This is a genomic window from Sphingomonas sp. Leaf20, from assembly GCF_001421535.1.
In the GTDB taxonomy this organism is placed as follows: domain Bacteria; phylum Pseudomonadota; class Alphaproteobacteria; order Sphingomonadales; family Sphingomonadaceae; genus Sphingomonas.
This window is the reverse complement of record NZ_LMKN01000001.1, coordinates 1,314,333-1,335,633: the sequence shown is the minus strand read 5'-3', so window position 1 is coordinate 1,335,633 and position 21,301 is coordinate 1,314,333. Positions and strand designations below refer to the sequence as shown.

At 67.9% G+C, this 21,301-nt stretch carries 22 protein-coding genes; 7 read left to right on the top strand and 15 right to left on the bottom strand.

Annotated elements, in window-relative coordinates; genetic code table 11:
- The first annotated feature begins 162 nt into the window (after positions 1-162).
- On the top strand, positions 163-2,694 hold the full coding sequence (gene gyrB, locus ASE72_RS06100; RefSeq protein ID WP_056019088.1) for a DNA topoisomerase (ATP-hydrolyzing) subunit B: 2,532 nt from the start codon (positions 163-165) through the stop codon (positions 2,692-2,694).
- 36 nt (positions 2,695-2,730) lie between these two features.
- Here gyrB and ASE72_RS06095 read toward each other — a convergent pair whose 3' ends face one another.
- Positions 2,731-3,183: a DUF4126 family protein gene (locus ASE72_RS06095; protein WP_056017936.1), complete on the bottom strand. Its 453-nt coding sequence runs from the start codon at positions 3,181-3,183 to the stop codon at positions 2,731-2,733.
- A 210-nt stretch (positions 3,184-3,393) separates the two neighbouring features.
- Between ASE72_RS06095 and msrB the strand changes: the two genes are divergently transcribed.
- Positions 3,394-3,843, top strand: a complete 450-nt coding sequence (msrB, locus tag ASE72_RS06090; protein WP_056019085.1) for a peptide-methionine (R)-S-oxide reductase MsrB — start codon at positions 3,394-3,396, stop codon at positions 3,841-3,843.
- A gap of 56 nt (positions 3,844-3,899) precedes the next feature.
- A complete protein-coding gene (locus ASE72_RS06085) occupies positions 3,900-4,172 on the top strand; it encodes a DUF1488 family protein (RefSeq protein WP_056017934.1) in 273 nt (90 codons plus the stop codon).
- A gap of 21 nt (positions 4,173-4,193) precedes the next feature.
- Here the strand turns inward: ASE72_RS06085 and ASE72_RS06080 are convergent, their stop codons facing one another.
- From ASE72_RS06080 to ASE72_RS06045, 8 genes are all read right to left on the bottom strand, one after another.
- Positions 4,194-5,225, bottom strand: coding sequence for a response regulator (locus tag ASE72_RS06080; RefSeq protein ID WP_056017932.1), 1,032 nt, complete (start codon positions 5,223-5,225; stop codon positions 4,194-4,196).
- A complete protein-coding gene (locus tag ASE72_RS06075; RefSeq protein ID WP_056017929.1) occupies positions 5,226-5,669 on the bottom strand; it encodes a response regulator in 444 nt (147 codons plus the stop codon).
- A complete protein-coding gene (locus ASE72_RS06070; protein ID WP_235532250.1) occupies positions 5,666-7,108 on the bottom strand; it encodes a sensor histidine kinase in 1,443 nt (480 codons plus the stop codon). Before ASE72_RS06070 ends, ASE72_RS06075 begins: the two co-directional genes overlap by 4 nt.
- 125 nt (positions 7,109-7,233) lie before the next feature.
- Positions 7,234-8,013 carry a DNA polymerase III subunit epsilon gene (locus ASE72_RS06065; RefSeq protein WP_056017923.1) on the bottom strand — a complete coding sequence of 260 codons (780 nt, stop codon included), beginning with the start codon at positions 8,011-8,013 and terminating at the stop codon, positions 7,234-7,236.
- A 27-nt stretch (positions 8,014-8,040) separates the two neighbouring features.
- Positions 8,041-8,496, bottom strand: coding sequence for a PH domain-containing protein (locus tag ASE72_RS06060; RefSeq protein ID WP_056017921.1), 456 nt, complete (start codon positions 8,494-8,496; stop codon positions 8,041-8,043).
- Between the two features lie 47 nt (positions 8,497-8,543).
- Complete coding sequence (gene pgmG / locus ASE72_RS06055) at positions 8,544-9,926, bottom strand: phosphoglucomutase/phosphomannomutase PgmG (protein WP_056017918.1); 1,383 nt, start codon at positions 9,924-9,926, stop codon at positions 8,544-8,546.
- Between the two features lie 16 nt (positions 9,927-9,942).
- Positions 9,943-10,200, bottom strand: a complete 258-nt coding sequence (locus tag ASE72_RS06050) for a DnaJ domain-containing protein (protein ID WP_056017915.1) — start codon at positions 10,198-10,200, stop codon at positions 9,943-9,945.
- On the bottom strand, positions 10,197-11,051 hold the full coding sequence (locus ASE72_RS06045; protein ID WP_056017912.1) for a division plane positioning ATPase MipZ: 855 nt from the start codon (positions 11,049-11,051) through the stop codon (positions 10,197-10,199). The genes ASE72_RS06050 and ASE72_RS06045 overlap by 4 nt, the downstream gene beginning before the upstream one ends.
- A 75-nt stretch (positions 11,052-11,126) precedes the next feature.
- On the opposite strand from ASE72_RS06045, the gene panC reads away from it, so the two are divergent.
- Together panC and ASE72_RS06035 are read left to right on the top strand one after the other, a co-directional pair.
- Positions 11,127-11,963, top strand: coding sequence for a pantoate--beta-alanine ligase (gene panC, locus ASE72_RS06040; RefSeq protein ID WP_056017909.1), 837 nt, complete (start codon positions 11,127-11,129; stop codon positions 11,961-11,963).
- An 80-nt stretch (positions 11,964-12,043) separates the two neighbouring features.
- Positions 12,044-12,340 (top strand): sel1 repeat family protein, encoded by a 297-nt coding sequence (locus tag ASE72_RS06035; protein WP_056017906.1) that lies wholly within the window; start codon positions 12,044-12,046, stop codon positions 12,338-12,340.
- 51 nt (positions 12,341-12,391) lie between these two features.
- On the opposite strand, the gene topA is transcribed toward ASE72_RS06035, so the two are convergent.
- From topA to plsY, 3 genes are all read right to left on the bottom strand, one after another.
- On the bottom strand, positions 12,392-15,016 hold the full coding sequence (topA, locus tag ASE72_RS06030; RefSeq protein ID WP_056017904.1) for a type I DNA topoisomerase: 2,625 nt from the start codon (positions 15,014-15,016) through the stop codon (positions 12,392-12,394).
- 452 nt (positions 15,017-15,468) lie between these two features.
- Positions 15,469-16,560 carry a DNA-processing protein DprA gene (gene dprA / locus ASE72_RS06020; protein WP_056017898.1) on the bottom strand — a complete coding sequence of 364 codons (1,092 nt, stop codon included), beginning with the start codon at positions 16,558-16,560 and terminating at the stop codon, positions 15,469-15,471.
- Positions 16,553-17,170 (bottom strand): glycerol-3-phosphate 1-O-acyltransferase PlsY, encoded by a 618-nt coding sequence (gene plsY, locus ASE72_RS06015; RefSeq protein WP_056017895.1) that lies wholly within the window; start codon positions 17,168-17,170, stop codon positions 16,553-16,555. Before plsY ends, dprA begins: the two co-directional genes overlap by 8 nt.
- A 182-nt stretch (positions 17,171-17,352) precedes the next feature.
- On the opposite strand from plsY, the gene murI reads away from it, so the two are divergent.
- Positions 17,353-18,147: a glutamate racemase gene (gene murI, locus ASE72_RS06010; protein WP_056017892.1), complete on the top strand. Its 795-nt coding sequence runs from the start codon at positions 17,353-17,355 to the stop codon at positions 18,145-18,147.
- 147 nt (positions 18,148-18,294) lie between these two features.
- A complete protein-coding gene (gene hemA / locus ASE72_RS06005; protein ID WP_056019082.1) occupies positions 18,295-19,551 on the top strand; it encodes a 5-aminolevulinate synthase in 1,257 nt (418 codons plus the stop codon).
- Between the two features lie 11 nt (positions 19,552-19,562).
- On the opposite strand, the gene ASE72_RS06000 is transcribed toward hemA, so the two are convergent.
- From ASE72_RS06000 to ASE72_RS05990, 3 genes are read right to left on the bottom strand one after another with little or no spacing between them, the layout of a single operon-like run.
- Positions 19,563-20,024: a DUF3429 domain-containing protein gene (locus ASE72_RS06000; RefSeq protein ID WP_056019080.1), complete on the bottom strand. Its 462-nt coding sequence runs from the start codon at positions 20,022-20,024 to the stop codon at positions 19,563-19,565.
- Entirely contained in the window at positions 20,024-20,734 is a 711-nt protein-coding gene (locus tag ASE72_RS05995) for an anti-sigma factor (RefSeq protein WP_235532249.1), read from the bottom strand. The genes ASE72_RS06000 and ASE72_RS05995 overlap by 1 nt, the downstream gene beginning before the upstream one ends.
- Positions 20,727-21,296: a sigma-70 family RNA polymerase sigma factor gene (locus tag ASE72_RS05990; RefSeq protein WP_056017887.1), complete on the bottom strand. Its 570-nt coding sequence runs from the start codon at positions 21,294-21,296 to the stop codon at positions 20,727-20,729. Before ASE72_RS05990 ends, ASE72_RS05995 begins: the two co-directional genes overlap by 8 nt.
- Between the last annotated feature and the right edge of the window lie 5 nt (positions 21,297-21,301).

The following is a 21,301-nucleotide window of genomic DNA, read 5'->3' as shown; positions in this document are numbered from 1 at the left end:
GGGGGCGTAAGGCTCGGGAGCGCGCCCCAACTCCCCCTCACCCTTCCGTCGCCTGCGGCTCCTCCCTCCCTCTCCCCCGAGGGGAGAGGGGCAGGCACCACGACCCCGGCGCGACAGGCCATTTCGCTTCCGTTTCGGGCGTCCGATGCCTATATGCTGGGCATGGCATCCAACCCCGAAACCAATAATCCCAACCTGCCCAACCAGGGCGACTATGGCGCCGACTCGATCAAGGTCCTCAAGGGCCTCGACGCAGTGCGCAAGCGCCCCGGCATGTATATCGGCGATACCGACGACGGGTCGGGCCTCCACCACATGGTGTTCGAGGTGAGCGACAACGCGATCGACGAGGCGCTCGCCGGGCATTGCGACCGGATCGACATCGTCCTGAACGCCGACGGGTCGGTCAGCGTCACCGACAATGGCCGTGGTATCCCGACCGGCATCCACACCGAGGAAGGCGTCTCGGCGGCCGAGGTCATCATGACCCAGCTCCACGCCGGCGGTAAGTTCGAGAACACCAACGACGAGAACGCGTACAAGGTCTCGGGCGGCCTGCACGGCGTCGGCGTCTCGGTCGTCAACGCGCTGAGCGAATGGCTGGACCTGACGATCTGGCGCGACGGCAAGGAGCATTACATGCGCTTTGCGTTCGGCGACGCGGTGATGCCGCTCAAGATCGTCGGCGACGCAGCCGAGGGCCAGAAGGGCACGCGCGTGACCTTCTTCCCGTCGCCCGCCACCTTCAAGATCACCGATTTCGACTTCGACAAGCTCGAGCATCGCTACCGCGAGCTCGCCTTCCTCAATTCGGGCGTCCGCCTGTTCCTCTCCGACGCCCGGCACGAGGAGATGAAGACCGTCGAGCTCTATTACGAGGGCGGGATCGCCGCGTTCGTGAAGTATCTCGATCGCGCCAAGGTGCCGTTGATGCCCGAGCCGGTCGCGATTTCGGGCACGCGCGACGACGTCACGATGGACGTCGCGCTCCAGTGGAACGACTCTTACTACGAAAACGTCCTCGCCTTCACGAACAACATTCCGCAGCGCGACGGCGGCACGCACATGGCCGCGTTCCGCGCCGCGCTGACCCGCACGCTCAACAACTATGCCGAGAAGAGCGGCCTGTTGAAGAAGGAAAAGGTCCAGCTCACCGGCGAGGACATGCGCGAGGGTCTGACCGCGATCGTCTCGGTCAAGCTGCCCGACCCGAAGTTCAGCAGCCAGACCAAGGACAAGCTCGTCTCGTCCGAAGTCCGCCAGCCCTTGGAAAGTCTGATGGCCGACAAGATGGCCGAATGGCTCGAGGAGAACCCCGCGCACGGCAAGGCGATCGTCGCCAAGATCATCGACGCCGCCGCCGCGCGCGAAGCCGCCAAGCGCGCCCGCGAACTGACTCGCCGCAAGGGCGTGATGGACATCGCCTCGCTGCCCGGCAAGCTCGCCGACTGCCAGGAGCGCGATCCCGCCAAGTCCGAGCTGTTCCTGGTCGAGGGTGACTCGGCCGGCGGTTCGGCCAAGCAGGGCCGCGATCGCCATTTCCAGGCGATCCTCCCGTTGCGCGGCAAGATCCTGAACACCGAGCGCGCGCGCGAAGACCGCATGCTGTCGAGCCGCGAGATCGGCACGCTCATCACCGCGATGGGCACCGGCATCCGCGACGACTTCAACGCGGACAAGCTGCGCTACCACAAGATCGTCATCATGACCGACGCAGACGTCGACGGCGCGCACATCCGCACGCTGTTGCTGACGCTGTTCTACCGTCACATGCCCAAGATCATCGAGGGCGGCTATCTCTACATCGCCCAGCCGCCGCTGTATAAGGCGACCAAGGGCCGGTCGGAGGTGTATCTCAAGGACGATGCGGCGCTCGACGAATATCTGGTCGATGCCGGTGTCGGCACGATGGTGCTCGACGGTCCCGGCGGCGGCCGCTCGGGTCGCGACCTGAAGGATCTGGTCGATCACGCGCGCCGCATGCGCACGCTGATGCGCTACGTCCCCAAGCGCTACGATGCCGGGATGATCGAGGCGCTCGCACTCGGCGGCGTGTTCGATCCGGAGGCCTCGGTCGCGGACCGCACCTCGCGTCTGGAGATCGTCACGCGGCGTCTCGAACTCGACGACGGCGATGCGCGCTGGACCGCGGTGCTGACCGAGGACGGCGGCATCCATTTCCAGCGTGCGTGGCGCGGCGTCACCGACCATCACATCATCGAAGCGAGCTTCCTCGTCTCGGCCGAGGCGCGCAAACTCCATGCGCTGTCGGGCGAACACGCCGACAGCTATGCGCAGACCTCGAACCTCGTGCCCGCCAGCAAGGCATCGCAGGCCGAAGAGCCCGAGGCCGAGGACGCCGCGGAGGCTGGTGCCGGTGTCATCGGCTCGGTCACCGCCGTCGCCGCGCGCGGCTCGACGCAGGTGTCGCGCCCTAGCCATCTGCTCGACGCGATCCTGACAGCCGGGCGCAAGGGTCTCGCGATCCAGCGCTACAAGGGGCTGGGCGAGATGAACGCGGAACAGCTCTGGGAAACCACGCTCGATCCGTCGGTCCGCTCGATGCTGCGCGTCACCGCGGTGAATGCCGAGAGCGCGAACGAGATCTTCACGCAGCTGATGGGCGAAGTCGTCGAACCGCGCCGCGAGTTCATCCAGGACAACGCGCTCAACGTCGCCAATCTCGACGTCTGAGACCAAAGGCCCGTGACCCGCGTCACGGGCCGGTCGTCACGCCGCGTGCGACCGGACGATCGCGACGGCGCCGCCGAGCACCGCGGCATCCTCGACAAAGCCGGTGGGCGTCTGGCCATAGCCCGGGATGGCGGCCATGCGCGCGCGCCAGCCGGGGTAGGACGCGACGACCGCGGTAACGCCGCCGACCGCTGCGCCAAGCCAGCGCTGGCGGCGTGGCACCAGCGCGGCGCCCGCAATCGCGGAGGTGACGAACCGCGCGGCGAGCCCGATCGCCACGACCCGGTTGGGCGCGGTCTTCTGCTTGTCGCCCGCCATTTCACCGATCGCGAGCGCCAGCGCGCCCGCCGCGACGACGGGATTCGACAAAAGCCGTGGCGCGCCGTTGTCGACGGGCAGTTCGTCGCGCGCGGCGGCGATCGCGACCGCGGCGAGCGGCGTCATCGCGCGCTGACCGCCGACAAGACCGATGAGAAACGAGGCGAGCATGAGCGTCTCCGAAAGAGGAATATGGGGCCGCAACGCGCGGGAGCGTCCTCGGGGTACGGCGCGGCGCGCCGCGGATCGACGGGACCACGCGTCCGGCGGTCATTCCCATCGCGCGGCCGGTTCCTATATCAGACGGGCAACCCGCCGATCGGCTGCGGCATCGTCCGCCCCGACCGGCCAAACGGCGCGGCGAACGCGTCAGAGGAACGCATGGCAGACTATACCAAGACCGACGCGGCGATCGCCAAGCTGACGCCCGAGCAATATTATGTGACGCAGGAAAGCGGCACGGAGCGTCCGGGAACGGGCGAATATCTGCACACGAAGGAGCCGGGGCTCTACGTCGACATCGTCTCGGGCGAGCCGCTGTTCGCGTCCGCCGACAAGTTCGATTCGCATTGCGGCTGGCCGAGCTTCACCAAGCCGATCACGCCCGAGCATGTCGAGGAGCTGCGTGACGACACGCATGGCATGGTCCGCACCGAGGTCCGCTCGACCGGCGCCGACAGCCATCTCGGGCATGTCTTCGAGGACGGTCCGCGCGATCGTGGCGGCCTGCGCTACTGCATCAATTCGGCATCGCTGCGGTTCGTGCCCCGCGACGCGATGGAGGCCGAGGGCTATGGCGCCTATCTCGACCAGATCGAAACGCCGCGCTGAGCTGGCGACCACGCCACACACTTGCGCCTCTCCGCGCGACGACCAAGGATCTCCTCATGGCCGAAGACCGGTTGACCATCGATACAGCGACGATCGACGACAACACCGACCAGCGACGCGTTGAATTCGACGCCGACGTCAGCGGCGAACGCTATCGTTTTGCGGTCCAGTACGACGTTCTCGAAGCGCTGGCCGCGGTGCCGCCCGTCAGCAACGCAATGGCGCTCTTCCGCGCGCATCAGGAGACGATCGCGATGATCGGCGTTCGCGCGCTTGCCCGCAATCCCGATCAGGACCGGGTCACGATCAGCGAGAACGATCTCGACTGATCGGCGTCGCGGCGGCGGTTGTTAAAGGACCGCCGCCCGCAACGTCGCACGGACACCGTTGTGCGTGCGGTCATATTCGACGATCGACTGCAGGCTCTGCGCCATCGCGCGGATCAGCTTGGTGCCAAGCCCGGTGCCGCGGGGTGCGGCATCGGCGGGCATCCCGCAACCATCGTCTTCGACCGCCAGCAGGAATTCGCCCTCTGCGGTCCGCGTCAGCGCGACGCGGACTTCGCCCGGCCCGTTGGGATAAGCGTATTTGCACGCGTTGGTCACGAGTTCGGTGACGATCACGCCGAGCGATACCGCGCGATCGGTCGCAAGCCGGATCGGCTCCGCCGCCAGGCTGAGCGCGCGCGGCTGCGCCTCGCTCGACCAGGTATCCGCAAGCTCGTCGACCAGCGCGCCGAGATATTCCTGCATGTCGACATTCTCGACGTCGTTGCTCGTGTAGAGACGGCGGTGGACCTGCGCGATCGCCTGGATCCGGCGCTGCGTATCGGCCAGTGCCTCGCGGGCCACCGGATCGGCGAGCGCGCCCGCCTGAAGACTGACCATCGCCGAGACGAGTTGCAGCGAGTTGGCGACGCGGTGGTTGACCTCGGCCAGCAGCGCCTCAAGCCGCGCGTTGCTCGCCCGCAGGTCGGCCTCGGCGGCGACCTTCGCACGGTGCAGCGCGGCGCGGGCACCGACCTGGTCGAACGCCGCGTCGAGCAGATCGAAGAAATCCTCGCCGATCGTCTTGACGACATAGTCCGCCGCGCCGGCCTTCAGCGCGGCGACCGCGATCCGGCCCTCGTCGGATCCGGTGACATAGACGACGGGCGGGGTATCGGGGAGCAGGCGGAGCCGTTCGAGCGTCTCGAGCCCGTCCATCCCCGGCATGTAATGATCGACCGCGATCAGGTCGAATTGCTCTGCCGTCGCGTGCTCGATGCCCTCCGCGCCCGATTCTGCGAGCGTCATCCGATAGCCGCGGCGCTCCATCGCACGCCCGACCAGACGCCGGATACCCGCGTCGTCGTCGATGTAGAGGATGCGTTGGCCGGTCACTCAGATCTCGACCGACGGGACCTGGATGACCGACAGGAACAACCCGAGCTGGCGGATCGCCTGCGCGAAGCTCTCATAATTGACGGGCTTGGTGATGTAGACGTTGCAGCCCAGGTCGTAGCAGCGCTGGATCTCGATCTTGTCGTCGGTCGTCGTCAGCACGACGACGGGCGCGCGGCGCAGCGGGCTGGTCTCCGACTTGATCCGCGCGAGGATGTCGGTGCCGCTCATGTCGGGCAGGTTGAGGTCGAGCAGGATCAGCGCCGGGCCGCTCTTGGCGGGGCCGTCGGGCGCGTTGAACAGGAACTCGAGCGCGGTGGTGCCGTCGGTGAAATGGCGGATGTCGTTGAGGATGCCCGCGCGCCGGATGTTCTTCTCGATCAGACGCGCATGGCCCTCGTCGTCCTCGATCATGACGATGCCGACCGACTTGTGATCATTCATGCGGGAATATCCTTGTGACGTATGTCGGCAGGCAGGGTGAGCACGAAGGTCGAGCCTTCGCCGAGCGTCGAGACGAGGTCGACCGTTCCGCCAAGGCGATAGGCGAGCGCGCGGACATGCGCGAGTCCGATGCCTTCGCCCGCCTGGTCCTGTGCGCCGGCGCGTCGGAACAGGTCGAAAACACGCTGATGGTCGCTGGCGGCGATGCCGCGGCCATTGTCGATCACCGACAGGATCACGCGCTGCCGCTCTCGCCGGCCGCTCAGGCGGATCAGACCGGGACGCCCGGGCTGCAGATACTTGGTCGCGTTCTCGATCAGGTTCGACAGGATCTGCTCGAGCGCGAGCTTGTCGGTGACGATCGACGGCAGCGGGCGATCGATCGTGACGGTCGCGCCGCGATCGTCGACGAGATGCTGGATCGAGGCTACGATCGCCTCGCCGACCGCGGCGGGATCGACCGTCTCAGGGGTGATCGAACGGCGTCCCTCGCGCGACAGCTTGAGGATGGCGTTGATCAGCCTGTCCATCTTCTGCGTCGATGCCCGAATGAAGCCGATCGCCTCGGGCAGGTCCTCGCGCGCCGCCAGCCGTGCCTCGTTGGTGACGATCTCGGGCGCGATCGCTTCGGCGCGGTCGATCAGCGCGGCGAGCGGGACCGTCGCCTCGGCGAGTTCGGCGGTAAAGCCCATCACGTTGACCAGCGGCGAGCGCAGATCGTGGCTGACGATATAGGCGAAGCGCTGGATCTCCTCGTTCGCGCGGCTGAGATCGGCGGTGCGCTCGGCGACCTGATCCTCGAGCGTCTCGTTCAGTTCGTGCAGCCGGTCGCGCGACGCGCCGATGTCCGCGGTGTAGCGGCGGACCACGAGGACCGCGAGGATGGCGACGGCGAACAGCAGCAGCGCGGCGATGGCGGCAACTGACAGGAACAGGACGCTCGACCATTGCTGCCGCTCGCTGCGGATCGCGAGCAGCCGCACCTCTTCGGCCGCCATCGCCTGCAACCGGTAGCGGATGCTCCGCATCAGCGGGACGCTCGCGTCGATCCTGAAACGCCGGCGGGCCTCGGTGATGCGCCCCGCCGCGACCAGTTCCATCGACTGGGTGCGAAGCGCCAGCAGCGCATCGAACCGCGCGTTGATCAGGTCGGTCCGCGCGGTCTGCGTCGGATTGTCCTGCGTCAGCCGGCGCAGCGCCGCGATCGACGGCGACAGATTGCGCGCGGTCCGGTCATAGGCCTGGCTGAACAGCGGCAGGCCCGTCAGCATATAGCCGCGCCGCGCAGTCTCGGACTGTTCCATCTGGATCTGGACCGCCGCGATCGTCTGGCGGACGTCCTGCGTATGCGACATCTCGTTGGTATAGGCGCGGTTGCGGACAGTGATCCACGCGATCGCCACCGACGCCGCCACCAGCGCCACGAATCCCAGCGTCATGAATGCGACGAGCCACCGCGCAACGCGGCCCTCGGACTGGGGCAAGTGCAATTGTACGCGAACCATAGGCGACCGGTCTATGCGATGCCCGGTCGTTACGCCAGCGATACCGCTGAAAACCTGATCTAGAGCAGCAGGTCCTGCGCGCTGGCCTTGCCGACCCGCCCGCCGCCGCTGCGACGATCCATCTCGTGATTGGCGGTGAACCGGATATCGGGATCGCGATCGGTCAGGAACGCCATCAGCGTCTCATGATCGAGCTCGGACCATTCCTTGCCGCGGTCGGGACCATAGCGGACGCGTGGGATGAGCCCCGGATCGCGCGACCATTCGATCAGCTGTGCAAGGCTCGCCTCGTTGAGCATGTCGCGCAGGTGGAACGCGGTGACATAGGCGTCGGGAAAGGCGCGGTGTGCGGGCAGCCCGCGTTCGTGCTCCATCCCCTCGGGCTTGCGCCAATAGCGCAGCACCTGGTTCGAAAAGCTCGGCGAATCGGGCCACAGCCGCAGCGCGCATTTCCACGTGCAGATCCATTCCGCATCGCGCGTCAGCGCGGGGGTGCAGAATTTCTGCTCGAAATCCGCGCGGTGCGCCGCCAGTGCAAGCCGGCGGGGCCACGGATCGAGCACCGGCCGCGCACAATCGTGCCACCACGGCGAGTCCGCGACATGTTCGTCGAGGATATGGTGGATCGCCTGCGTGACGGGCGGGATCGGCCGGCCCGGATTGACGAGCAGATTGCCGCCTTCGCCGTAAAGCTCCCAGCGCCCGTCTTCGCCAAGCGCGACGTCCTGCCAGCCGATCTCGCAGACGCCGTGCGCGGGCGGGGCCGACCCTGTCGTCTCGAGATCGATGACCCGGACGAGCTGCGACTGGGGCTTGGGCTTGGAATAGGATGGCGCCATTCCCGCCATGTGGGGATAAAGTCGCGCCTAATCCAGCGCGTACGCGTGCGCATCGTCGATATCGACCTCGCGCACACCGCGGCGCGCGCGCGCGCGATCGACCAGCGTGCGCAGCCCCTCGCGGCGGTCGCGCGCCATCGGCACGTCGCGCAGGACAAATTCGCCGCCCCCGGTCGTCCGGTCGCTCGACGTCAGCGTGATCGTGCCGATGTCGGTCATCTGGTTGAGCAGCGAATAGCCGAGGCGGACGTCCTTGATCCGGTACAGCTCGATCTCGTCGATCGTCTTGAACAGGATGCCGCGCCTGACGATCAGCCGCTGGTCGGTCACCGCATAGTGCGCGCTCCGGTTCCTGAGCCAGCGCAGCGCGATGAGCACGAACCCGACGCCGACGACACAGGCGAGCATCGTGCCCCAGCCGGCAAAGCTGCCGAGCAGCCAGCGGCGCGTGCTCGAGCGGAATTCATCGACTTGCCGTTCCACGTCGCACTCCCAGGGACGGCGCGAAGGTAGCCGTCGGGTCCACCCTGTCAATCGTCCTGACGCGTCACTCCGGCGATCGCGAGATGCGCGTCGACTTGCGCGAGCAACCGGTCGAGCGCGGCCGCATCCCGGGCCTCCGCGCGCACCGTCAGCATCGCCTGCGTGTTCGATGCGCGCAGCAGCCACCAGCCATCGGGCGTCGCCACGCGCGCGCCGTCGGTGCGGTCGATCTGCGCGCCCTCCGACGTCAGCCGGTCGATCACCGCGTCGACGATCGCGAACTTGCGGTCATCGTCGACTGGAAACCGCAGGTCAGGGGTCGCCACCAGCGCGGGCATGGCGTCGTGCAGTTCGGTCAGCGACCGTCCCGACAGATGCACCGCGCGGATCAGCCTGACGGCGGCGTAATGCGCGTCGTCAAATCCGTAATATTCGCCGCCGAAAAACAGATGCCCGCTGAGCTCGCCGCCCAGCGGCGCGCGGGTGCGCGTCATCGCGGTCTTCATCAGGCTGTGCCCGGTCGGCGCCATCACCGCGGTGCCGCCAAGCGCGGTGATGCGGTCGAACAGCGCCTGGCTCGACTTCACGTCCGCGACGACGGTTGCGCCGGGTCGCTCGCGGAGCAGAGGTTCGACCAGAATGGACAGGATCTGATCGCCCCAGAGCACGCGTCCCAGCGCGTCGACGACGCCGATCCGGTCGCCATCGCCGTCGAACGCGATACCGAAATCGAGCTTGTTGTCCGTGACCAGGCGCTTCAGATGCGCCAGGTTTGCCTCGATAGTGGGGTCGGGATGATGATGCGGAAACTTGCCGTCGACATCGGTAAACAGCAGATGATGCTCACCCGGGAGGAGCTTGACGAGCTTCTCGATCACCGGTCCCGCGGCGCCGTTGCCGGTGTCCCAGCCGATCCGGTAGCGGCCGCCCGCATAGCCCGCATAGCCCGCAAAGAGACGCGCGACATATGCGTCGATGATCGCGACATCGGTCACGGCGCCGTCGCCGGTCGACCAGTCGCCCGCCTTGGCCAGCCGGGCGAGATCGGTGATGTCATCGCCAAAAAATGGCGCATGACGAAGTACCATCTTGAAGCCGTTATACTCGGCGGGATTGTGGCTGCCGGTTACGTGGATGCCGCCATCCACTTCTAGCGTCGCCTCCGCATAATAGAGCATCGGCGAGGGGCCGAGGCCGATCCGGACGACGTCGATGCCGCCCGCACGCAACCCCGCGACGAGCGCGGCCTCGAGATCGGGGGACGACGTGCGCCCGTCATAGCCGACCGCGACGCGCGTGCCGCCGATCGCGCGGACCCGCGTGGCGAAACCTCGACCGATCGCGGTGGCATCGCCTGGGCCCAGACTTTTGCCGACGATCCCGCGAATGTCATATTCGCGCAGCGAGGTCGGGTCGAACTGATGCGTCATCCGCTTGCGTATCGACTTATTTCGGCGCGCGCTTGAGCAGCAGGTCACGTGCCGCATTGACCCGCCGCGTCAGATCGCTCGACCCGCCGCGGTCGGGATGGACCGAGGCGATCAGCCGGCGGTGCGCGCTGCGGATCGCATCCGCGTCGGCATCGTGATCGAGCCCGAGGATCGACCGTGCCTCTGCCTCGTCCGTCACGCGCTTCGACTTCGGCTTGGGACGCAGATAATGCCAGGCCAGCCAGAGCAGGACCGCGACGGCGATCAGCTTCACGCAGCGACGCCGGCGACGGGGCCTGTCGCGGCCGTCTGCGCCTGCTCGCCGACATCGTCGGGCAATTGCAGTGCGGCCATCATCTCGCGCAGTTCCTGGCGCGCGGCGACATGCGCGAGGCCCATGCTGCCAAACGCCTTCGAATCGATCATCGTCAGGCCGGCGGGGAACATCTCGCGGTAGATCACGCGCTCGCCGAGGCCGGGGATGATCCGGAAGCCGACGCGCTTCGACAGTTGCGCGAGCGCATCCGACACGCGGCGCATGTTGCGCGCCTCGATATGCTGGAGGCGGTTGCGCAGCACGACCCAGTCGATCGTCGTGCCGTCGGCGCGCGCGCGCTGTTTGCGCGCATCCCAGATGAGTTCGGAATAGAAGCTCGGGCGCGTAACCTGATACGTCTCGGGATCGACCTGGCCGATCAGGTCGAAGTCGACGAAGCTGTCGTTCATCGGCGTGACCAGCGTGTTCGCGAGCGCCGCCGCGGTGCGCGCGAACGGGTCGTCGCGACCCGGCGTGTCGACGACGAGGAAATCCGACCCCTCGCACAGCGAATGCCACAGATCCTCGAACTGGTCCTCGGTCTGCGCGGACAGAGTGGCGTGACGTGGCATCGGCAGCGGAGACCCCGTCCGCTTGATCGTCTCTGCACGATTGTCGAGATAGCGGCCGACGGTCCGCTGGCGATGATCGAGATCGAGGCAGGCGACGCGCGCACCGCGTGCGGCCAGCGCGATCGCGACATGGACGGCGGTCGTCGACTTGCCCGTGCCGCCCTTCTCGTTGGCGAACACGATGACGTGCGGGGACGTCTGGGGGGCAGCATGAGGGGAATCCGGGCCCGTGGCCAACGCGCGTTTCCTTATTGATCGACAGTGTCACCCTTCATAGAAGCCGCGACCGCACTTATCGAGTAGGAGTTTGACGTGCAGACCGTTCGGGACCTGAATATGCTTCGCGAAAGCGTCGCCGCCTTCCGCGCGGCGGGGCAGCGCGTCGCGCTTGTCCCGACGATGGGCGCGCTCCATGCCGGCCATGTCGCGCTGATCGAGGCGGCAAAACGACCGGGGACGAAGGTCGTCACGTCGATCTTCGTGAACCCCAAGCAGTTTGGCCCGAACGAGGATCTCGCGCGCTATCCGCGGCGCGAAATGGCGGACGTGCGCCTGCTGAACGAGGTCGGCTGCGACCTGCTCTGGGCGCCGGGCGTCGACGTGATGTATCCCGAGGGCTTCGCGACGAACATCGCTGTCGCGGGCGTCAGCGAGGGCTTTGACGGTGCCGCGCGGCCGGGGCATTTCGACGGCGTCGCGACCGTCGTCGCCAAGCTGTTCAATCAGGTGGGGGCCGACGCCGCCTATTTCGGCGAGAAAGATTTCCAGCAGCTTGCGGTGATCCGCCGGATGGTCGCCGACCTCGACTTCGCGCTCGAGATCGTCGGCGTGCCGACGCAACGCGACGACGACGGGCTCGCGATGTCGTCGCGCAACATCTATCTCGACGACGACCAGCGCCGTCAGGCGGTCGCGCTGCCGCGTGCGCTCGGTGTCGCCGCGCGTGCGATCGCGAAGGGCGAGGATGTCGAGGCGGTGCTCGACGATGCGCGCACGACGCTGGTGGGGGCGGGGTTTGCGATCGACTATGTCGCGCTCGCCGATGCCGAGACTCTGGCCGGCAACCCCGCAGCGGATCGTCCGCGACGGCTGCTCGCGGCGGCGCGGATGGGGTCGACGCGGCTCATCGACAATATTGCCGTCGAATAGGCAGTTCTACGCATTAACCCATTAACCATTTCGCAGGGCGAATCGGTCCAGTCTGTCCGCATGAACATTGGGGACCGACCATGGCTAGCAGGCTCAAGACCACGAATTTCCTGATCGAACGGCGTCTCGCCGATGCCGCGCGCGGCGACGGGCGGGCCTGTTACGAGCTCGGGATGGTGTATTCGACGGGAACCGCGGGCGTCGTGCTCGACCTGATCGAAGCGCACAAGTGGTTCAACCTCGCGGCCGTGTCGGGCAACATCGCCGCACAGGAATGCCGCGCGCAGATCGCCGAGGACATGACCGCCCGCGAGATTTCGGTCGCACAGCGCGCCGCGCGCGACTGGCTGCAGCTGACGCAGCGCCGCGCGGCATAAGCCATCTCCCACGCGATCCTCCCCCTGGCGGGGGAGAATCGGAGGCCAGGGTTATTCGGCTGCGGCCTTCTTCTTCGGGGCGGCCTTCTTCGGGGCGGCCTTTTTCGCGGGGGCCTTCTTGGCCGGCGCCTTCTTCGCGGCCGCCGGTTTCGCCTCGCCGTCCTTCGCCGCGGGGGCCTTCTTCGCCGCGGGCTTCTTGGCGGGCGCCTTCTTCTTCTTCGTCGCCGGTGCCGCGGCCGCACGCGCGTCGATCAGCGACGCCGCCTCTTCCAGCGTCAGCTGGTCCTTCTCGATCGACTTGGGCAACGTCGCATTCGTCGTGCCGTCGGTGACGTAAGGGCCGTAGCGGCCTTCCATCAGCTTGATCTCCGCCTCGGTCCGCGGATGGTTGCCGAGCACCTTCAGCGGAGCCTGCGCGCCGCGCTGCTGGCGTCCGCCCCCGGCCGCCGCCTCGGCGAGCTTGACCACCGCCGCATTCATCCCCGTCTCGAACACGTCGGCGGTCGAGGTGAGCCGGGCATATTTGCCGGCGTGCTTGAGATACGGACCATAGCGGCCGATCGCCGCGGTGATCGGCTCGCCGGTTTCGGGATGCACGCCGATCGTCCGCGGCAGGCTCAGCAGCTTGAGCGCCCATTCGAGGTCGAGCTCGCCGATGTCCTTGGGGATCGACGCCATCTTGCGCGCCTCGCCCTCGCCGATCTGGATATACGGGCCGAAGCGTCCCGATTTGCGCTCGACGGGCAGGTTCGTTTCCGGATCGACGCCGAGCGTCGAAGGGCCGGTGTCGCCCTCCGCCTCGCCGCCCGGCTGCGCGAAGCGGCGGGTGTATTTGCATTCGGGGTAGTTGGAGCACGCGATGAACGCGCCGAACTTGCCGCCGCGCAGCGCAAGCTGTCCTTCGCCGCAATTCGGGCAGAGCCGCGGATCGCCGCCGTCCGCCTTGGCCGGGAACAGGTACGGCGCGAGGAAGGTGTCGAGCTCGGCGGTGATCGCGCTGGGCTGCTGCTCCATCACCTCGTTGGTGCGCGGCTTGAAATCGCGCCAGAACGCGTCGAGCACCGACTGCCACTGCGCGCGACCGCCCGAGACGTCGTCGAGCTCCTCCTCGAGCTCGGCGGTGTAATCATAGCCGACATATTTCTCGAAGAAGCGTTCGAGGAACGCCGTCACCAGACGCCCGCTCTCCTCGGCGAAGAAGCGGTTCTTCTCGATCCGGACGTACGCGCGGTCCTTCAGCGTCTTGATGATCGAGGCGTAGGTGGACGGGCGGCCGATGCCGAGCTCCTCCATCCGCTTGACCAGCGAGGCCTCCGAGAAGCGCGGCGGCGGCTGCGTGAAGTGCTGCTCGGCGTCGACCTTCTTCTTGGCGGGGGCATCGCCCTCCTTCATCCGCGGCAGGCGGCGTGCATCCTCGTCCTGCGTGTCGTCGGCGCCTTCCTCGTACAATGCGAGATAGCCGGGGAAGAGCACGACCTGGCCGGTGGCGCGCAGGATGTTGCGCCCCGTCCCGTCGGCCATCTCGACCGTGGTGCGCTCCATCCGCGCCGACGCCATCTGGCTGGCGAGCGCGCGCTTGAAGATCAGGTCGTAGAGGCGCGCATGATCGCCGCCCCCGGCCTTGTCCTTCGAGAAGTCGGTGGGGCGGATCGCCTCGTGCGCTTCCTGCGCGTTCTTCGCCTTCGACTGATACTGGCGCGGCTTGTCGGGGACGTAGCTCGCGTCGAAGCGGTTCGCGACCGCGAGGCGTGCGGCGCTGATCGCGCTGCCGTCCATCTGGACGCCGTCGGTACGCATATAGGTGATGGCGCCGTCCTCGTAGAGGCCCTGCGCGATCCGCATCGTGTGATCGGCGGAGAAGCCGAGCTTGCGCGACGCCTCCTGCTGGAGCGTCGAGGTCGTGAACGGCGGCGGCGGGTTGCGCCCGGCGGGCTTGGTCTCGACCGACTGGACCGAGAAATTGCCGTCGAGCACCGCCTGCTTGGCGCGCAGCGCGTCGCCTTCGTTGCCGATCGACAGGCGGTCGAGCTTGGCGCCCTCGAACTGCGTCAGGCGCGCCTGGAATGCGGTGCCGTCATGCTCCATCTCGGCGGTGACGGACCAATATTCCTGCGGCTTGAACACGTCGATCTCGCGCTCGCGCTGGACGATCAGGCGGAGCGATACGGACTGGACGCGGCCGGCGGACTTTGCGCCGGGCAGCTTGCGCCACAGCACCGGCGAGAGCGTGAAGCCGACGAGGTAATCGAGCGCGCGGCGGGCGCGGTACGCATCGATCAGATCGTCGTCGAGCTCGCGCGGGTTCTTCATCGCCTCGGTGACGGTGGCCTTGGTGATCGCGTTGAAGGTGACGCGCTCGACCTCCTTCGGCAGCGCTTTGCGCGCACGCAGCACCTCGCGGACGTGCCACGAAATCGCCTCGCCCTCGCGATCCGGATCGGTCGCGAGGATCAGGCGGTCGGCGGTCTTCGCGAGATCGGTGATCGCTTTCAGCTGCTTCGACTTGTCGGCGTAATTCTCCCACGTCATCGCGAACTGATCGTCGGGATCCACCGAGCCGTCCTTGGGCGGCAGGTCGCGGACATGGCCGTAGCTGGCCAGCACGCGATAGTCGCTGCCGAGATACTTCTCGATGGTTTTCGCCTTTGCGGGCGATTCGACGATGACAAGCTGCATGGGGTAACCGGGGTCCTTACGTGTACGCGTACGAGCGTGACGGCGTCGGGGCGGTGCCGTCAAGCGTGGGGTTGGCGGGTGTCGACGCGTCAGATGGGGACGCGATGCCCGAATGTCAGGCGCTGGATGCAGCGAACGCCGCAGCGCCGGCCTGCACGATCCGCCCGTTTCCGTTCAAACGACGGGCCAGAGCCAGGGTATTTCCCGGATTTTGCGCAAGCCGCGGCGAACCTAGTTTCCATCATCATGAGCGATCAATGTTCCTTGCCGGTGCGCCTGCGTTTCGACCAGACAGGGTCTGCGACGGCAGGACGGGCGGACATCGCATTCCTCGCGCCTGTCACCGGCCGGTTTCGTGCTGCCGACTGGTTTCCGAGACGATCGACGATGTTTGCAGCGGGTTTGGCGGTGCACGCCGATCATGGTGGACCCGTGCTGATCCGCCGCCGCGGCTAGATCAGGCTGACGCGACCGCCCGCGTGGCGGTCGATGTGACCCGCGAGCTCGAGTTCGAGCAGCACCAACTGCACGACCGCCGGGGGGCGGTGCGACTGGCGGATGAGTTCGTCGACCGCGACGGGGACGGGACCGAGCAGGTCGATGACCGCGCGCCGGTCGGCATCGCTCGCGTCCGCCGGCGGGGGTGCGTCGTAGGCATTGCCCGGGACGCGGACGGAGCGCGCATCGAACGGACGGATCTGTTCGAGGATGTCGGCGGCGCTCTGCACCAGCGTCGCGCCCTCGCGGATGAGCAGGTTGCACCCTTGTGCGCGCGGATCGAGCGGGCTGCCGGGGACCGCCATCACCTCGCGGCCAGCCTCGTTCGCAAGGCGCGCGGTGATCAGCGACCCGGATTTCGGCACCGCCTCGACCACCACGGTGCCGATCGCCAGCCCTGCGATGATGCGGTTGCGCGAGGGGAAATTGCGCGCCTTGGGCTCGGTCCCCGGGGGCTGTTCGGCGATCAGCAGGCCTTCGCGGGCGATCCGCTCCTGCAGCGCGCTGTTGTCGGGCGGGTAGGCGATGTCGATCCCGCTCGCGATGACCCCGATCGTTGCCCCGTCGGGCCTGCTGCCGAGCGCGCCGATATGGGCCGCGGTGTCGATCCCGCGCGCCAGCCCCGACACCACCGTCGTCGCTTGCTCGGCGAGTTCGTATGCGAGCTGTCGGGCGAACCGGCATGCCGCCGCGGATGCATTGCGCGCGCCGACCAGCGCGACGCACGGGCGTGTCGCAAGCGCGAGGTCACCGCGCAGGATGAGCGCGGGCGGCGCCGTCTCGATCTCGCCGAGCAGCCGCGGATAGTCCGCATCGTCGACGAACAGATAGCGCGCCGACAACCGGTCGGTGGCAGCGATCTCCCGCTCGATCGTCGCGATGTCAGCGAGCGGTGGCGTGCGTCCACCGCCGCGCGCGGCCAGCATCGGCAGCGCCGCGATCGCGGCATCCGCGCCGCCGAACCGCGTCATCAACTGGCGATAGGTGACCGGTCCGATCCCGGTCGTTCGGATGAGCCGAAGCCGTGCGAGCCTCGGGTCAGCCACCCGGTTGCCGGTTGGAACGGCCGATCCGCGGCTCGGTCCCCGCGAACAGGCGTTCGATGTTGTCGCGGTGCTTGAACAGCACGATCAGCGCGAGCGCGAGGAGCAGCAGGACGAGGTCGAACCGCCCGAACAGCGCCGCCGAGAACGGCGCGCTCAGCGCCGCGGCGATGCCCGCGACCGACGAGATCCGCAGCCCCCCGAGCAGCCCGAGCCAGACCACCGCATAGACCAGCCCGAGCGGCCAATGGAGCGCGACGACGATACCCATCAGCGTCGCAACGCCCTTGCCGCCGCGGAACTTGAGCCAGACCGGATAGCAATGCCCGACGAACGCGCCCGCCGCCGCCAGCAGCGCGTTGCCGGGGAACAGGTGCGCGACCAGCAGGACCGCGACCGCACCCTTGGCCATGTCGAGCAGCAGCGTCGCGGCCGCCAGCCCCTTGCGCCCCGTCCGCAGGACGTTGGTCGCGCCGATATTGCCCGACCCGATCGTCCGCAGATCGCCCGCGCCGCCGAGCCGCGTCAGGATGACGCCGAACGGGATCGCGCCGAGCAGATAGCTGAGCAGGAGCGAGAGCGTCGGCGCGACCCAGAGTATTTCCGTCTGCAAACTGCTCCCCCGTTTCGCCGGTGCTTATAAACGACGCGGGGCAGACGGCAAATGGCCTGCGACGGGCGACGACCGCGCCTGTGCCACCCGCATCCCGACCGCCCGAACCCCGAACCCCGCGTTGCCGGCGATAGCGCGCATGGCGCTGGTTTACGACGCGTGATCCGTCCTAAGGCAGCCAGATGGACCAGCGCCCCATCCTGTTCTTCGATTCGGGCGTCGGCGGCCTGTCGATCGTCGCGCCCGCCCGCGCCGCGCTTCCCGATGCGCCGTTCGTCTACGCCGCCGACACCGCGGGCTTCCCCTATGGCACCAGGAGCGAGGCGGAGATCGCCGCGCGCGTGCCCGTGCTGCTCGGGCGGCTCGCCGAACGCTATCGCCCGCGGCTGATCGTGATCGCGTGCAACACCGCCTCGACGATCGCGCTGCCCGTGGTACGCGCGGCGCTCGACCTGCCGGTGGTCGGCACGGTCCCGGCGATCAAGCCCGCCGCCGCGCTGTCCGTCACGCGGACGATCGGCGTGCTGGGCACCGAGGCGACGGTGCGCCAGGCCTATGTCGACGACCTTGCGGCGCGCTTCGCGGGCGACTGCACGGTGTTGCGACACGGATCGGCGGCCCTGGTCGAGATGGCGGAGGCCAAGCTGCACGGACGCCCCGTCGCGGCGGAGCGGTACCGTGCGGTGCTCGACGGGCTGTTCACACAGCCGGGCGGCGACCGGATCGACGTGATCGTCAACGCCTGCACGCATTTCCCGCTGGTCGAGCGCGAGCTCGCCGCCGTCGCGCCCGGTATCGCGTTCGTCGACGGCGGCCCCGGCATCGCCGCCCGCATCACCCATCTGACGCAGGGGCAGTCCTGGCCGTCGGGCGGGGCAGGCGCGGGGATCGCGGTCGTCACGCGGCTGGGTGACGAAGACCGCGCGCTGGCGCCGGCGCTCGCCGCGCACGGGTTCGCAACGCTCGAACAGCTCTGAGCCGACACGGAACAGCACGCTGGGACAATATGCCCGCTTGCTTCGGCGCGGTCTCGTGGCAATGTTCTATAAGGACGGGGAAAGCGATCACCGTTATCACGGGATCGCACTGGAAATGAGCGAAGGTGAGGCGTAGTGCCCAAGGTCATGAGTACGGACGCCACCAAGACGCATGGTCTGGAACCGCGAGTCGATTATTCGCGCGTGTTCACGCAGGCCATCGATCGCCTGCACGCCGAAGGCCGCTACCGCGTCTTCATCGACATCCTGCGCAACAAGGGCGCGTTTCCGAACGCGCGCTGCTTTGCCGGGCATAACGGCCCCAAGCCGATCACCGTGTGGTGTTCGAACGACTATCTCGCAATGGGCCAGCACCCCAAGGTCATCGCCGCGATGGAAGAGGCGCTGCACGATGTCGGCGCAGGGAGCGGCGGCACACGCAACATCGGCGGCAACACGCATTATCATGTCGACCTGGAAGGCGAACTCGCCGATCTCCACGGCAAGGAAGCGGCCTTGCTGTTCACCAGCGGCTATGTCTCGAACGAGGCGACGCTCGCGACTCTCGCCAAGGTCGTGCCGGGCTGCATCATCTTTTCGGACGAGCTGAACCACGCGTCGATGATCGCGGGGATCCGCAATTCGGGCTGCGAAAAGCGCGTGTTCCGTCACAACGATCTCGCGCATCTCGAGGAACTGCTCGCCGCCGAGGACCCCAGCGCGCCGAAGCTGATCGCGTTCGAGAGCGTCTATTCGATGGAAGGCGACATCGCGCCGATCTCGGCGATCTGCGACCTCGCCGACCAGTACAACGCGCTGACCTATTGCGACGAGGTCCATGCGGTCGGGATGTACGGCGCGCGCGGCGGTGGCATTTCGGAGCGCGATCAGGTCGCGCACCGGATCACGATCCTCGAGGGGACGCTGGGCAAGGCGTTCGGGGTGATGGGGGGCTATATCGCCGCCGATCGCACGATCGTCGACGTGATCCGCAGCTATGCTCCCGGGTTCATCTTCACGACCTCGCTGTCGCCGGTCCTCGTCGCGGGCGTGCTTGCCAGCGTGCGGCACCTCAAGGCGTCGAGCGTCGAGCGCGACGGGCAACAGGCGTCGGCAGCGATGCTCAAGGCGATGCTGAAGGACGCCGGGCTGCCGGTGATGATCGGCGACACGCATATCGTGCCGCTGATGGTCGGCGATCCGGTCAAGGCGAAGAAGATCAGTGACGTGCTGCTCGCCGAATACGGCGTGTACGTGCAGCCGATCAACTACCCGACCGTGCCGCGTGGCAGCGAACGGCTCCGCTTCACGCCGGGTCCTGCGCATACCGAGGCGATGATGCGCGAACTGACCGACGCGCTGGTGGAAATCTGGAGTCGGCTGGACCTGCGCAAGGCGGCCTGAGCCGGACCGGCCTAGAGTGCCGCCGCCGCGAGGGTCACGACGCCGAGTCCAAGAGACAGCGGCACGCGCAGCGCCATCCATCCCGGCGGCGCGATCCCGGCGCGGACGAGCGCGCGGTCGACCAGCAGCGCACCGATCAGGCTGATTCCCAGCACGACCAGCGACGGCCCCGGCCAGCGCAGCCCGACCATCCACGGCCATGCCGTCACGAGTGCGATCAGCGAAGGCGCAACGCTCGCGAACCACAGCCAGCGCGGCGCCGCCTCGGTCCGGGCGGCAAGCCCCCACCACAGCCCGCCGAGAAAGCTCAGGATCAGCGCGGCATAGGCATAGGCGACGGCGAGCGCGGAAAACCGGCTGGCGGGATCATTGCCGAGCAGGAGCGCGACCGCGCCGAACTGCGGCAACAGCCCCGAGAGACCGAGCAAAGCTGCGATCCGCGGGATACCGCCCGGCGCGGCCGGCTTGGTCATCATACGCGCGCGACGACGCCCGTCGCGACGACCGGACCGGTCGGCAGGCCGGTCGGCGAACCACCCAGCGGCTCGACCGAAATCGCAAGCGTCGCGCCCGCGACAATGCGGCGGCGGTCAACGCCTGCCGGTGCAAGCACCGTCGGCTGCGCTGCGAGCAGGCCGAGCGCATGCGGCACGCCGTCGCCGCCGATCACCCAGAGCTGCGCGACACGCGCATCGGGGACGCCCGGTCCCGCCGCGACGCGCAACGCGCCGGTCGCGGGATCGAACACCGCCGCGACGGGCGACTTCGCGTCGCCCAGCATCGCGACGAGCACGCTGCTCGGGCGGGCCGCCGGGATCGGCTGCGAGACGGGCGCCGATTCGCGGGGTTCGACCGCGATGAACACGAGCAGGCAGGCCGCGACCGCGCTGCTTGCCGCGGCGAGCCACGGCCATGGCGACCGGCGCGTCGGTATCGCGGACACGGTTCCGGTCGCCTCGGCGCGGCGTACCGCGTCGAGGCTGGCCTCGATCCGCGCGACGAGGTGCGGTGGCGCGTCGTGTTCGGGCCACAGGTCGAACAACGCGGCGAACTGCGTGCGCCACCATTCGACGTCGGCGGCGAAATCGGGATCGGCGAGCACGCGGCGCAGCGCCGCCGCGCGGTCCTCGCCCTCGAGCAGGCCCAGCGCGAATTCGCCGGCAAGGGGGTCGCGATCAGGCACCAAGACAGTCCTTCAGTCGCGCGAGCCCGCGGCGGACCCAGCTTTTCATCGTGCCAAGCGGGACGGCGCGCCGGATCGCGAGCTCGGCATAGGTCACGCCGTCGAAAAACGCGGTACGGATGACATCGCGGTGCTGCGCATCCAGACCATCGAGGCAGCCATGCAGCCGGCGCGTCGATTCGTCCGCGAGCAACAGCGTTTCCGCGGTCGGTGTTGGATCGGCAATCTCGGGTGCGTCCTCGAGCGGCGCTGCACGGCGCAGCGTCTGCGCGCGCTGCCAGTCGATCGCGCGGTTGCGGGCGATCGTTGCCAGCCAGGTGATCGGACTCGCACGGCCGGGCTCCCACGCCCCCGCGCGCTTCCAGATCGTGAGATAGACGTCGTGCAGCACATCCTCCGCGGCTTGAGCGTTGCCGCAGATACGCAGGGTGATGCCGAAAAGCTTCGCCTGGGTCAGCGCATAAAGCTCGCGAAAGGCATCACGGTCTTCCTGTCCGGTCCGGATGAGGACGGCGGAGAGATGGGCGCGGGCGGCATCGGCCTGGGGCTTGGACAGTGTCACGCAGC

Coding starts and splice junctions, on each gene's coding strand:
- gyrB (WP_056019088.1), top strand. CDS start 163: ATGGCATCCAACCCCGAAACCAATAATCCCAACCTGCCCAACCAGGGC.
- ASE72_RS06095 (WP_056017936.1), bottom strand. CDS start 3,183: ATGCTCGCCTCGTTTCTCATCGGTCTTGTCGGCGGTCAGCGCGCGATG.
- msrB (WP_056019085.1), top strand. CDS start 3,394: ATGGCAGACTATACCAAGACCGACGCGGCGATCGCCAAGCTGACGCCC.
- ASE72_RS06085 (WP_056017934.1), top strand. CDS start 3,900: ATGGCCGAAGACCGGTTGACCATCGATACAGCGACGATCGACGACAAC.
- ASE72_RS06075 (WP_056017929.1), bottom strand. CDS start 5,669: ATGAATGATCACAAGTCGGTCGGCATCGTCATGATCGAGGACGACGAG.
- ASE72_RS06070 (WP_235532250.1), bottom strand. CDS start 7,108: ATGACGCTGGGATTCGTGGCGCTGGTGGCGGCGTCGGTGGCGATCGCG.
- ASE72_RS06065 (WP_056017923.1), bottom strand. CDS start 8,013: ATGGCGCCATCCTATTCCAAGCCCAAGCCCCAGTCGCAGCTCGTCCGG.
- pgmG (WP_056017918.1), bottom strand. CDS start 9,926: ATGACGCATCAGTTCGACCCGACCTCGCTGCGCGAATATGACATTCGC.
- ASE72_RS06035 (WP_056017906.1), top strand. CDS start 12,044: ATGGCTAGCAGGCTCAAGACCACGAATTTCCTGATCGAACGGCGTCTC.
- topA (WP_056017904.1), bottom strand. CDS start 15,016: ATGCAGCTTGTCATCGTCGAATCGCCCGCAAAGGCGAAAACCATCGAG.
- murI (WP_056017892.1), top strand. CDS start 17,353: ATGGACCAGCGCCCCATCCTGTTCTTCGATTCGGGCGTCGGCGGCCTG.
- hemA (WP_056019082.1), top strand. CDS start 18,295: ATGAGTACGGACGCCACCAAGACGCATGGTCTGGAACCGCGAGTCGAT.
- ASE72_RS06000 (WP_056019080.1), bottom strand. CDS start 20,024: ATGACCAAGCCGGCCGCGCCGGGCGGTATCCCGCGGATCGCAGCTTTG.